Here is a 12,797-nt window from a genome sequence, read left to right on the forward strand (position 1 = left end):
TTCAGCTTTGGGCCGCCCCGGCCAATGCTAAACTTGCTGGTCGCGTATCACCGTCCAACGAGCACTCCACCATGAGCGAAAACACCTCCGGCGATTCCGGCCGCAAGCATGGCCTGGGCACCTTGGCCATCCATGCCGGCCAGTCCCCCGACCCCAGCACCGGCGCGGTGATGACGCCGATCTACCAGACCTCGACCTACGTGCAGTCCAGCCCGGGCGTGCACCAGGGCTTCGAATACACCCGCAGCCACAACCCGACCCGCTTCGCCTACGAGCGCTGTGTTGCCGCGCTGGAGTCGGGTACCCGCGGGTTTGCGTTCGCTTCCGGCATGGCCGCGACCTCGACCATCCTCGAGCTGCTGGATTCGGGCAGCCACGTGATCGCGATGGATGACGTCTACGGCGGTACCTACCGCCTGTTCGAGCGCGTCCGCCGTCGCACCGCCGGGCTGGACTTCAGCTGGGTCGACCTCAGTGACGCGGCGGCATTCGAGGCCGCGATCCGCCCCGAGACCAAAATGGTCTGGATCGAGACCCCGACCAACCCGCTGCTGAAGCTGGTCGACGTCGCCCAGATCGCCGCGATCGCCCGCAAGCGCGGACTCATCGTGGTCGTGGACAACACGTTCAGCTCGCCGATCCTGCAACGCCCGATCGAGCTGGGTGCGCACATCGTCATGCATTCGGCGACCAAGTACCTCAATGGTCACTCCGACATGGTCGGTGGCATCGCGGTGGTTGGCGATGATGCAGAACTGGCCGAGCAGATGGCGTTCCTGCAGAACTCCATCGGCGCGGTGCAAGGCCCGTTCGACAGCTTCCTGGCGTTGCGTGGTCTGAAGACCCTGCATCTTCGGATGAAGGCGCATTGCGAGAACGCACAGGTGCTGGCGGAATGGTTGGAAGGCCACCCGGCGATCGAGAAGGTGCTTTATCCGGGACTCAAGTCGCACCCGCAGCATGAGCTGGCCAAGCAGCAGATGGATGGCTTCGGCGGCATGGTGTCGATCTATCTCAAGGGCGGCGTCGACGCGGCGATGCGGTTCTGCGAGCGAACGAAGCTGTTTGCATTGGCCGAGTCACTGGGCGGCGTGGAGAGCCTGGTGAACCATCCGGCGATCATGACCCATGCCAGCGTGCCGGTGGAACGGCGGGCGGAGCTTGGGGTTAGCGACAATCTGGTGCGGCTGAGCGTGGGGGTCGAGAATGTCGATGACCTGCGTGCCGACCTCGACAATGCGTTGGCGGCTCAATGACGAAGGCCGAAGATCGTCCACAAGCCCCAGTTCGAGAAGGCCAGCAGAAGGGCGAGACGGCATGAAACTTCTGCACGATCTGCGCGACAGCTTGCGCCATCACGAATTCTGGACCTATGCGATATGGCTGGATATCGTCACTAGATATCGCCGCACCCGCATTGGTGTCGCCTGGATAGTGATGCCGCCATTGGCGTACGTGTTGGGCCTGGGCTACCTATATTCCACCATGCTGGGGGGAGGTGCTGCGGAATTCATTCCGCATCTGGGCTTTGGTTATATCTTGTGGCGCCTGGCAATCCAGACGATGACCGAGTCGGCCGACGTCTTTTCTGCGCATCATGCGTTCATCATGGATGGGCGAACAAGATTCACCGATTTTATCCTGCGCACCGTCGCCAAGTCATCTTTGTTCTTCGTGGTTGGGCTGGCGATAGTCGTGGTGGTCGTCATGGCTATTTCACCGTCTTCGAACATTCGATTGTTGACCCTGGTGGTTACTCTGCCGGTGTTTTTCATCAATGTCCTCTGGATGGCAGTTGTCATCAGCTTGGTCGGTGCGCGTTTCCCGGACACCAAGGAGATGATCGGCACGGTGCTGATATTCGGATTTCTCCTTACGCCTATTTTGTGGGACGCGTCCATGGTGCCGCCGGAAACCCTTCGTGGCTCAGTGATGCGACTCAACCCGTTCTTCCATTTGCTGGAGTTTGTGCGCGCGCCCGCGCTGGGCGGATTGCCTGAGAAGCTGACGCTTTACTATGTGATTCCGGCCATGACGATATTGGGGTCCGCGCTTGCCGCGATACTCTATCGGCGCTACTCGCGATTCGTACCGCTTTGGATATGAGCAGGAATTTATTTCGATGACCATACACTTGGACGCGCATGGCATCGGTTTGCGAGTGCCACACTACGTACAGACCCCGCGCAAGGACAAGTCGTGGTTCGACACACTGGTGGGCGCGTCGATGTCGAGGCCGAAGCGGGTATTCCGCACCATTCTCGAGGATGTGAGTTTCAATGTCGCTGATGGTGATCGGATTGCGTTGATTGGCCGCAATGGTGCAGGAAAGTCCAGCTTGTTGCGCGTGCTTACCGGTGCCTATCCGCCAACCACGGGTTGGCTTGACATCAAGGGCGAGCGGCAAGCGCTGCTGAACATCTCGTTAGGTTTCAGTGGGGAGGCCACGGTCGAGGAGAATATCCTGCTGCGTGGGACCGCAATGGGCATGGCTGCAGACCATATCCGCGAACTCAGTAGCGAGATACTGCAGTTTGCGGGGCTCAATGATGCTGCCCAACACCGGTTACGCACGTTGTCATCCGGACAGAGGATGCGCTTGGGATTTGCGGTTTCCACGGCCGCAGTGCGGGATATCATGTTGCTCGATGAATGGCTCGGTGCCGGCGACATGCAGTTCATCAAGAAGGCGCGGGCACGAATGAACGACCGCGTGAATGGAAGCCGTATCGTTGTCCTCGCCACACACAATCTTGAAATTGCGCGGCGCGTTTGCAACAAGGGTGTTGTGATGGAACACGGCCGGGTTGTATTTGTCGGCGGGGTAATAGATTCAATAATGGAGTATCGGAAGCTGTGCCGCTGACAGCTGAATTGTGCAGGCGACCATGCGAATACTGTTGATTGCGCATGAATTTCCGCCAATCCCGTCTGCACAATCGTTGCGATGGGCGTACCTCGTACGGGAGTTGGCACTGCAGGGGCATCAGGTGCATGTGCTCGCCCCCGATCATCCGGGCTATGGGCCTTCCCATGGTTATCCCGAGCTTCCATCTACCGTAGCGGTCCACCGAACATTCCCCGGGCCTTTTGCCTGGTTGTTGAAGTTCCGCCCGACGCGGTCGCCGGCGACGACGACAGCAGTCTGTCCTGATACGCCCGCAACGAACTCGGTACGGCCGCCGGGCGACGGGCAGTCATCGCCTGTAGTACGGCTTAACTGGAAAGGGCGCTTGTTTGGAACCATCACTGGCTTGTATGGTTTTGGAATGTTCCCCGACCTGCGTGCGGAATGGAATCCTTGGGCGCGCCGGGCGTTGGGCCCGTTGCTTGAAAAAATCAGGCCAGATGTGGTCATCGCATCGCATGAACCGGCAAGCACACTCTCGCTCGGGTTCATGGCGCAGCAGCACGGCTATCGGTTGGCCATAGATCTTGGCGACCCTGTTTGTACCGGCTACACGCCTCGCCGGTGGCGCCAACGGTCTTTGCGTTTGGAGCGTCGAGTTTGTGACGAAGCCGACCTGGTCACTGTCACCTCGGCGGCGACCCGTGATTTGTTGATTTCCCGCCACGGCGCGAAGTACTCCCGCATCCATGTCATGGAGCAGGGCTTCGATGACTCTGTCAAGAGAACTGAAGGAGGTTCTCTTGCCGCTCCAATGGATGCTGGCCGTCTTGAGATGTTGTATACCGGTAGCTTCTATTCGTTCCGTCGGTCTACCGAGTTGGTTGCTGCGGTGGTTGGGACAGCCGGAGTTCGGCTCACTGTAGCGTCATCGGCCGTCCCCGACGCTCTTGTCCACGCAGCTGATCGACATCCCGAAGCAATTCGTTTGCTGGGCTTTCTTCCCCATTGCGAAGTACTGAAAATGCAGCGAAGGGCCGATCTTCTGGTCAATCTCGGGAATGACGACCCAACCCAGATCCCAGGGAAGATATACGAGTATCTGGGCTCCGGCCAGCCGATCCTCCATATCGGCGACGATTTGGAAGATGAGTCTGCGATGTTGTTGCAACGCACGGGTGCGGGCTGGGTCTGCAACGACGACAGAGGCGCGATCGCCGGGATATTGGTTGAACGTTTACAAGAGCATTTGACGGAGGTAGCTCCGTTGCAACGACACCGCAATGAGGACGCAATAGGCCGCTACGCATGGAAAGCACATGCTCATAAGCTGGCTCAGGAGCTTCTTCGGTCAGAGCGGTAAAAGTGGAAATTGATATTGGACTCAGGGAGTCACGAGATGCAAGATGAGTTTGTACAGGAAATCTCTACCCTTTCGGTGATCGGACTTGGCTATATCGGCCTACCGACTGCAGCGATGTTTGCTTCGACTGGATTGCGTACGATCGGTGTCGATGTGAGTCAGCGCGCGGTTGATGCGATCAACAGCGGTGAGGCTCATATCGAGGAAGATAACTTGGATGAGCTGGTCGAGCGGTGTGTTCAGTTGGGCCATCTGCGCGCGGTGAAAGAGCCGGTGCCTGCCGATGCCTTTATCATTGCGGTGCCCACCCCCGTTGCGCACGACGAAGCACATACCCCGGACGTATCCTACATTGCGGCTGCCGGCGCGGCCATCGCGCACGTGTTGAAAAAAGGAGACTTGATCATCCTCGAGTCGACCTCACCGGTAGGAACTACCGGTCTCCTGGCGGACATACTGGCGCAAGCACGGCCAGACTTGAGCTTTCCGCAGAATGCGGAAGATCAGCCTGATGTGTGCTTGGCATATTGTCCCGAGCGCATCATTCCCGGGCGGATGTTGAAGGAGTTGGTCGAGAACGACCGAATCATCGGCGGCATGACTCCTCGTTGTGCGGAACGAGCCGCAGCCCTGTACAAGCGCTTTGTACGTGGTACGTGTCATATAACCACGGATCGCACCGCGGAGATGGTAAAGCTGACTGAGAACTCCTTTCGCGATGTCAACATTGCGTTTGCCAACGAGTTGTCGATGATCTGCGATGACCTCGACCTCGACGTATGGAAGGTGATTGAATTTGCCAATCGCCATCCGCGCGTATCGATTCTCAAGCCGGGTGCAGGGGTTGGCGGGCATTGTATTGCGGTGGATCCGTGGTTCATCATTTCCAGTGCACCCGAACGGTCGCGCATGATCCGCACCGCGCGCGAGGTCAATGATTTCAAACCCCATCATGTCGTCGCCAAGGTGGACGCTGCATTGGCGCTCGACCCGGATGCCACCGTCGCGTGCCTCGGGTTGACGTACAAGCCGGACGTGGATGACTTCCGCGAAAGCCCATCGCTTGAGATTGCCACGGTGCTCTCTCGCAAATATGCTGGACGCGTTGTCTGCTGCGATCCGTTTGCCACGGCACTGTCGGAAGATGAGGCGCGGGATCGCGGAATCACGTTCGTCGAGATCGACAGGGCGTTGAACCAAGCGGACATAATCGTGGTGCTGGTGTCGCACAGCGCGTTCCAAGGCTTTCCGAAGCCGCAGAACAAGACTGTCGTCGATCCCGTAGGATTTTGGATCTAATCGCTTCTAATCGGGATGTCCATCGGATGTTCCAACACCAAGTTCAAGTGAGAAAATGATGGCGGGCATGGGTGCGGATCGCGAAGTACCTGAGGTGGAACAGTGTTTCGACCCGCCCGTGGGCGCCGGGCAGCAGCTGGATGCAACGCAACGACGCATTCGGCAGCTGCATGACGATCTGCGGCGCAGCCAGGGGGAAGTCCGTGAACTGCGCGCAACGGCCCAGCGGATCAGGAGTGAAAGCTCGCGCAGGGCGGATTTGCTGATTGAAGCCGATACCTTGGTGACTGCGGTGGAAGCGGGCATGCAGGCGGTGCTGCGCTCTATCTCCCTGCAGCTGGGCTACTTGATCACGCGCTCGGTCCGATCCGTAACAGGCATGCTGGCGCTTCCCTATCGCGCTGCGAAGCTGTTGCTTGAAGCTCGTCGTTCAGCCCGGTCCATGCCAGGCGAGGCGCGACCGGTGGTCACGGTTCCGTTGCCATATGACTGGTTCCCACCGGCCCTGCGCCAGCAACTGACGAGGTTTCATGCTGAGTACGTAGCGGATACTGGCGAGGAGAGGAAGATCGAGGGTAGTCAAGCAGCGGCCATGGCTCCGCGTGTCAGCGGCCTGCCGGCGAACTCGGCGGATCTCCGGGTCGCTGCGATCATGGACGAATTCACGTTCAACGCCTATCGCGACTGCTGCGATGTCAAGGCGGTGACGCCGGAAGGCTGGCGCGGAGAACTTGAACTACAAAAGCCCCACCTGCTGTTCATTGAGTCGGCGTGGGATGGCAAGGACAGCCTGTGGCAACGCAAGGTCTCCAATGCCTCTGCAGAATTGCGCCAGTTGGTCGGGCATTGCCGGCGGACCGGCATTCCGGTGATCTTCTGGAGTAAGGAAGACCCCGTCCACTTCAAGACGTTCCTGGACACGGCCCGGCTAGCCGACTTCGTGTTCACCACCGATATCGACTGCATCAAGCACTACAAACTCGCGTTGGGGCACGAGAGGGTGTATTTGCTGCCGTTTGCCACACAGCCGCGTGCGCACGACCCAATCGAACGCTATAACCGAAAACATGCGTTTTGTTTTGCCGGCTCCTATTACGTCCGCTACCCGACCCGGCAGAAGGATTTCGCCAATCTTATCGCAGCGGTATCGACGCTGGCGCCGGTCGACATCTACGATCGCAATCACGGAAAAACCCATCCGAACTACATCTTTCCCGAAGAGTACCGTCCACACATTCTTGGCACCCTGCCGTTCGACCAGATCGACATGGCCTATAAGGGCTATCAATTCGGCATCAACATCAACACCGTAAAGCACTCGCAAAGCATGTTTGCGCGCCGGGTTTTCGATTTGCTGGCGAGCAACACGGTGACTGTCAGTAATTATTCCCGCGGCATGCGGCTTGTGTTCGGCGACCTGGTGATAGCCAGTGACGACAGCCAGCAGCTGATCCGCCAGCTCAAGCCGCTGGTGGACGATCCCATCAGGGTGGGCAAGTTCCGCTTGGCTGGCCTGCGCAAGGTCATGCGCGAACACACCTATCAGCACCGACTTGGCTATATGGTCGAAAAAGTATTTGGCCACACCGCGCAAGCGCAAGGCGCGAAGGTTGTTGTGTTGGCCAACGTCGCCGATGACGCTTCGCTTGATGCGGTGATTGCCAACTATCGGCGCCAGCAGTGGGTGCACAAGCGGTTGTTGCTGAGTCTGGCAGCCGGTTTCCTCCCTGCGAATCCGGCTGTAGTCGACGACGTGGAGGTGATTCTCGCGGACCAACACTGCCACAGAAAGTTAAGTGATCTGATTCCCGGCGGTCACTATGTTGCCTTGTTCACGCCTGGTGACTACTACGGTCCCAATTACCTTGCCGATTTGGCGTTGGCCACCGGCTACAGCCCGGTGGATGCCGTCGGCAAGCACGCCTACTACCGCTCCACGCCAAACGGCACCCAACTGGAGAACGCGGGGGGGCAATATCAGATGAGCGAAGAAGTGGCGTTGCACCGGGCTTTGGTCTTGCCGAGCGCGCTAGACGGCAGTGCCACACTCGAATGGGCCCAAACACCCCAGATCGTGCCGATTGAAACCCTGACTGTTGATGAGTTCAATTACTGCGCTGGAGGCACTGCGCAGCCCGATGACAGCATTAGTGCCCTGGTGGGTGATTTGGAGGGTCTGGACGAAGGTGTTCCCGTCGACGAGTTGTTGAAGATCGCAGAAGGCATCCGGGGCGGAACTCTTACCGTCGACGCGAGCGGCCAACATGGAATCGAGCAGGTCGGCTCTGAGCGACTCCATGATCTGTTCGGGGCAATGGCCAATAAGTATCTTTCGATGGAACACGACGGGAGCGAGCTGATAGTCGACTCGACCGTGCCGCCGGGCCAGCATGCTTATTGTTACCTGACACAGGCGCTGCCCAGAGCTTCCTTGAACCTGACCGACGTGGCACGCATGCAACTGGTTTGCGAACCAGGTAAGGGACTTGAACTGGTCCTCGTCTTCCAGGATGAAACAGGTAACAAGCTTGGCCATTCGATCGTGAAGGCCGCCAACAATATCACCGCTGCCGTACCGGTCGGGACGACCCAGGTGCTGATCGGCCTGCGCCTGACGTCGGCGGGGCGTTTCACGATCAAGCACCTCGCGCTCGACCACGTCCCACTCCAGGTGGATACCATCATCGGTCGCTCCCGCACTCTGCTGCTGGCGAAAAATTATCCCTCCTACCGCGATCGCTACAAACATGCATTCGTGCATCGAAGGGCTATGGAGTACGACCGGTGTGGCGCAAGCGTCGACGTGTTCCGGATCGGCTCAGGGCAGCTTTGCTTCAGCGAACACGAAGGTGTGGATGTCACCGAAGGGCAGTTCGAGCATCTACGCGCTGCGCTGGCGTCTGGCCACTATCGCAACATCCTGGCGCATGTCCTCACCGAGCAGGCATGGGAGGTGTTGCAGAAGTACGTTAGTAATACACGCATCTACGTATGGGCGCATGGATCTGAAGTGCAGCCTTGGACGCGGCGGCCGTTCGAGTACAGCACCGACGGCGAGCGGAATCGTGCAACCGTGCTCAGCGAACGGCGCATGCGCTTTTGGAAAGCGCTTCTCAAGGTTCCGCATCCCAACCTTGTCATGGTGTTTGTTTCACAGCACCTTGCGGAAACCATGTTCGAAGACCTGGGATTCCGATTGCCGGACAGTCAATACCGGGTTATCCACAATTTTGTAGATGATCAATTGTTCGCCTACTGCCAGAAGTCGCCGGAGCAGCGGACCAGGATTATCTCGATCAGGCCGTACGCTGGACGGGTGTATGCCAACGATCTGACGGTTCAAGCGATCGTCGAACTCAGTCGTCGCGAGTTCTTCGATGAACTCCAGTTTCATCTGATCGGCGACGGCGTTTTGTTCGACGAGACGGTTGAACCGGTACGGACGTTCCCGAACGTCAAGATAGAGCGTCGGTTCCTGTCGCAACGCGAGATCGCCGATTTGCATGCCGACTACGGTGTGTTTTTGTGTCCGACGCGCATGGACTCCCAAGGCGTTTCGCGCGACGAGGCGATGGCCTCCGGACTGGTTCCGATCACCAACCCGGTTGCTGCCGTCCCCGAGTTCGTCGACGAAAGCTGTGGATTACTGGTCGAGCCCGAGAGTGCTACCGCGTTGGCCGATGCCATTGAGCGGCTGTATAGGGATCCTGCGTTGTTCCTCCGCCTATCAGAAGCTGCCGCGGCAAGGGTGCGCGAGCAGAGCGCGTTTGAAACCACCATCGCCCGGGAGATCGAGCTGTTCGACCACCAAGTGGAGCGCGCTGGCGCATGATGCTTGCGTTGGATTACACGCGTTGGGGCAGTGCGAGGCACGTTTGGGACTCTACTTCCGACCTGTTGGCAGCTACGAGCATTGCCGATGGCGTGCACAGCATCCAGGCCGAGGGGTTGCCGCTCGATGTGCTGATGGTCAACGGCGCCCGCTTGGGGAGAGCGACACAGACAGTGCTCCCGGTGTTCTTCTCCGGCGCGGTGAGCAATCGCGATGGCAGGCCGGGACCTTTTTTCTCCGGGTCTGGCATCGCCGAATCAAAGGGCATCGCCGCGCTATGCATCGCCGACCCGACCTTGGCGTTGGATCCGGACCTCGGTCTGGCGTGGTACGCCGGCAGTAGCCGGCAGCAAACCCAAGCCTGTGTCCTGGAACTGTTGGCCGGACTTGCCGACAAGTTGCAGGTCGAATTGCTTCTGGTCGGGGGATCCGGTGCGGGTTTCGCAGCACTGCAGCTCGGGGCCAAACTGCAAGAGCGCGCTTCAGTGCTCGTCTGGAATCCGCAAACTGATCTGCTGGCGTATTACCGCAATGCGGTCAAAACGTACTTGCGCAGCGCATTTCCGGACGAAGCCTGGGAAGACGATCCTCAATTGACCGGCGCGGGCGCCGTGATGCAGGGCAAGGGTGTCTCGCACGCAGTGCACCTGGACTACGCTGCGGGGCAGTTGCCGCGGCGGCTGGTGTACCTGCAGAACGCCAGCGACGACTTCCATGTTCTGAACCATGCGGGCGCCCTGCTGGCCGGCATGACGGTCGAGGCGGACGAGGGCCGATACCGAACTGCCGACGAGCGCGCGCTATTCTGGTTCGGCGATTGGGCGCAGGGGCATGAGCCCATTCCAAAGCGGACCCTCGGCGCCTTGATTGACCTGATGCTGGACCCCGGGAAGTCGATCGAAATAATCAGTCATAGCTTGCGAACGCTGGTGGACGACGCGGGTGGCGAAGTATCAAGGCTGCCGCTTAGTTTCCGTCATGCTGCCAATCGCGCAAACCTTGGCGTCCGGGCGTTGACCGACATGGCCAGCCTGAAGGTAAGCGCCACCGTTGAGGGGGTGCCATCAGGACTTGCCTCTGCGCGGTTCGCGTTCTACGTCTTTTCGGGCGCAGAGCGTATCCAGACGCGGTGGTACGAAAGCGCACCGGAGGCCGAGTTTCCGCTTTTGCCGGGCAAGCCGCCGACCCGGGTTGCAGCTTTTGCGATGGACAGCTTCGGGCAGAAGATGAGGGCCATGGCGCCCGTTGGGTCTGCTGCCTCCCTAACCCGTGGCAGTTCAGCGGCGCTCGATCCGAGCATCCATTCGGACCAACCGCGTCCCGTTGCTGTATTCGTGCTCGGGAGTTGCGTCTCGCGGGACGCGTTCGCATTGGTCGACACCGACATCGCCCTGGTCCGATACGTCGCCCGCACCTCGCTGGCCAGCGCCTTCCATCGGACTCCGGCGCCGGCGCACATGTTATCCGCTCTAAATTCCATGGACAGCGAGTGGCAACGCCGCATGGTCGAAATCGATCTCGCCAGAAAGCTGCCGGCCATGCTTAGATCGGCTCAGTTCGATGTAGTGCTGCTGGACTTGATCGATGAACGTTTTCCACTATTGATGTTGGGCGATGTGCCGGTCACGATATCCACGGAGTTCAAGAAAGCGGGATTTCCGGAAGATCGGAACCAATCGCTGGGATATGCCAGTGACTCGCGGATGCAGCTTTGGCTGGATGGGGTGAAGCGGCTTATGGATACGGTTGACCCGTCAAAAATTATTATCAATCGCGTGTATTGGGCTTCACGGTCCGATAGTGGCGAACTTCTAGAAGATCAAGATAGCATTCGTGCCCACAATGAAATGCTAGGAGATATGTATGATAACCTTGCAATATGCTATCCATTCGCGACGATAGATTATCCGCCGGACATCCTGGTCGCGGATACGAATCATCGCTGGGGGCTTTCGCCGTTTCATTACGTGCCACAGATGTACCTGCACACCATGAAGCGTTTGCGTGAACTGACCGAAGATTCGCATGGGTTCGGATAATCTAAGAGACGGCTTCTCCGGACATGCTGTTAAATATCTCAACTGATACGGGATTCACATGGTGATTGGCAGGAATCTGTACAAGGCAGTCGTTGTCTTGGGAGTGGTCGCTTGTGCCTTGGGGGCAGGGTTGGCGCTGTGGTCAGCGGAAGTGGTGAACGCACTGGTATGCGTCGTGCTCGGCTGTTTGTTGGTAGCAACTCACTTGAATCACGTTTCCTCGGTTGGTCAATTCACGGATCTAGGGGGACGGATCGATCGCGGGCTGCAATCACTTGGCTTGGGCTTGCTGGATCGGGTTGACCGTTCGAACGAGAAGCTCGAGGCGTCCATTGTTCAGATTGACAAGAAGGCCAAGGATCTTATTTCCAAGCAGATCGAGATGAAAACAGCAGTTATTGAAACTCAGACGACTATGATCGACATTTTGCGTCGGGTAAAGATCAGTCATAAGGCGGTAGCCACGGCCGAGGACGAGCTTGCTAAACATGTGATTGGGAAGAGTGCAATGACACTCCTGGCCATGCGTGAAATGCAAAGTTCGCTTGAACGATCAATTTTATCGACGAAAGATCAGATTGATAGCGGCGTGAACTTGAACGTCAGCGGACTGTTGAAAGAAATAAGTTCATCGGAGGATCGGCTCGGTCGCGCGACAATCGAAGTTCAGGATGTCATTACAAAGAACGGACAAGCTCTGCGCCGCCAGATAGACCAACGGTATGATTCCCTCAGGGTTCAACTGGAGAGGTCTCCCGGTGAGTTGGCTGGCTTGATGAGTGTGGCGAACGATCTTCTTCTGGATTCGACCGACGTTCCTTTACTCGGTGGTTGGGCGGTATCCGCGCCGACTCTTACGGCACTGCTCAAGGAAATTGGCAGGAATCCTGGCGTCGAGAATGTTGTTGAATGCGGATCGGGAGCGTCAACGATCTGGTGCGGACTGGCGTGTAGGAAGCGAGGTCACGGCCACGTTTATGCGCTTGAGCACGATCCAAAATTTGCCGAGGTGACAAGGAAGTATATTACCAGGAACGGGCTCGACCCTTGGGTCACCGTAGTCGACGCGCCACTTATTCCATATGTCGTCGAAGGGGTGGAGTACCGTTGGTATTCATTGCAAGAAATTGAGGGCGTCGAGAAAATTGATCTACTGTTCGTTGATGGCCCGCCTGGGGAAACCGGCCCAATGGCCCGATACCCAGCCTTCCAATTGCTGGCTCCGAGATTGTCTGAGAACGCTTGGGTGGTTCTCGATGATACGGTCAGAAAGGAAGAGCGGGACATAGCGGCGATGTGGTGTGAAGGGCAGGCGGCTGGATTGAAGCTGACACTGCTCCAGGAGCTGCCAAAGTCCATGATTTTGATTGCTAAACGCAGCCTCGGGGCCTGAGCTGCTCCGGCCAAAGGAGGCAA

The 12,797-nt window shown here is 58.2% G+C and carries 8 protein-coding genes; all 8 read left to right on the top strand.

What is annotated here, in order from left to right; all coding sequences use genetic code 11:
- Window positions 1-71 precede the first annotated feature (71 nt).
- On the top strand, window positions 72-1,256 hold the full coding sequence (locus ACW7G1_RS02875; protein ID WP_456978255.1) for a cystathionine gamma-synthase: 1,185 nt from the start codon (window positions 72-74) through the stop codon (window positions 1,254-1,256).
- Between the two features lie 61 nt (window positions 1,257-1,317).
- A complete protein-coding gene (locus ACW7G1_RS02880; protein ID WP_456978256.1) occupies window positions 1,318-2,106 on the top strand; it encodes an ABC transporter permease in 789 nt (262 codons plus the stop codon).
- Between the two features lie 16 nt (window positions 2,107-2,122).
- On the top strand, window positions 2,123-2,866 hold the full coding sequence (locus ACW7G1_RS02885; protein ID WP_456978257.1) for an ABC transporter ATP-binding protein: 744 nt from the start codon (window positions 2,123-2,125) through the stop codon (window positions 2,864-2,866).
- A 22-nt stretch (window positions 2,867-2,888) separates the two neighbouring features.
- Window positions 2,889-4,211 (top strand): glycosyltransferase, encoded by a 1,323-nt coding sequence (locus tag ACW7G1_RS02890; protein ID WP_456978258.1) that lies wholly within the window; start codon window positions 2,889-2,891, stop codon window positions 4,209-4,211.
- 36 nt (window positions 4,212-4,247) lie between these two features.
- On the top strand, window positions 4,248-5,510 hold the full coding sequence (wecC, locus tag ACW7G1_RS02895) for a UDP-N-acetyl-D-mannosamine dehydrogenase (protein ID WP_456978260.1): 1,263 nt from the start codon (window positions 4,248-4,250) through the stop codon (window positions 5,508-5,510).
- Window positions 5,511-5,577: 67 nt separating this feature from the next.
- Window positions 5,578-9,342 (top strand): glycosyltransferase family protein, encoded by a 3,765-nt coding sequence (locus ACW7G1_RS02900; RefSeq protein WP_456978261.1) that lies wholly within the window; start codon window positions 5,578-5,580, stop codon window positions 9,340-9,342.
- On the top strand, window positions 9,339-11,381 hold the full coding sequence (locus ACW7G1_RS02905; protein WP_456978262.1) for a DUF6270 domain-containing protein: 2,043 nt from the start codon (window positions 9,339-9,341) through the stop codon (window positions 11,379-11,381). The genes ACW7G1_RS02900 and ACW7G1_RS02905 overlap by 4 nt, the downstream gene beginning before the upstream one ends.
- A 58-nt stretch (window positions 11,382-11,439) precedes the next feature.
- Entirely contained in the window at window positions 11,440-12,774 is a 1,335-nt protein-coding gene (locus tag ACW7G1_RS02910; RefSeq protein ID WP_456978263.1) for a class I SAM-dependent methyltransferase, read from the top strand.
- Window positions 12,775-12,797 lie beyond the last annotated feature (23 nt).

It is taken from the genome of Lysobacter sp. A378, assembly GCF_054052125.1.

Coding starts and splice junctions, on each gene's coding strand:
- ACW7G1_RS02890 (WP_456978258.1), top strand. CDS start 2,889: ATGCGAATACTGTTGATTGCGCATGAATTTCCGCCAATCCCGTCTGCA.
- ACW7G1_RS02905 (WP_456978262.1), top strand. CDS start 9,339: ATGATGCTTGCGTTGGATTACACGCGTTGGGGCAGTGCGAGGCACGTT.
- ACW7G1_RS02875 (WP_456978255.1), top strand. CDS start 72: ATGAGCGAAAACACCTCCGGCGATTCCGGCCGCAAGCATGGCCTGGGC.
- ACW7G1_RS02900 (WP_456978261.1), top strand. CDS start 5,578: ATGGGTGCGGATCGCGAAGTACCTGAGGTGGAACAGTGTTTCGACCCG.
- wecC (WP_456978260.1), top strand. CDS start 4,248: ATGCAAGATGAGTTTGTACAGGAAATCTCTACCCTTTCGGTGATCGGA.
- ACW7G1_RS02885 (WP_456978257.1), top strand. CDS start 2,123: ATGACCATACACTTGGACGCGCATGGCATCGGTTTGCGAGTGCCACAC.
- ACW7G1_RS02880 (WP_456978256.1), top strand. CDS start 1,318: ATGAAACTTCTGCACGATCTGCGCGACAGCTTGCGCCATCACGAATTC.
- ACW7G1_RS02910 (WP_456978263.1), top strand. CDS start 11,440: ATGGTGATTGGCAGGAATCTGTACAAGGCAGTCGTTGTCTTGGGAGTG.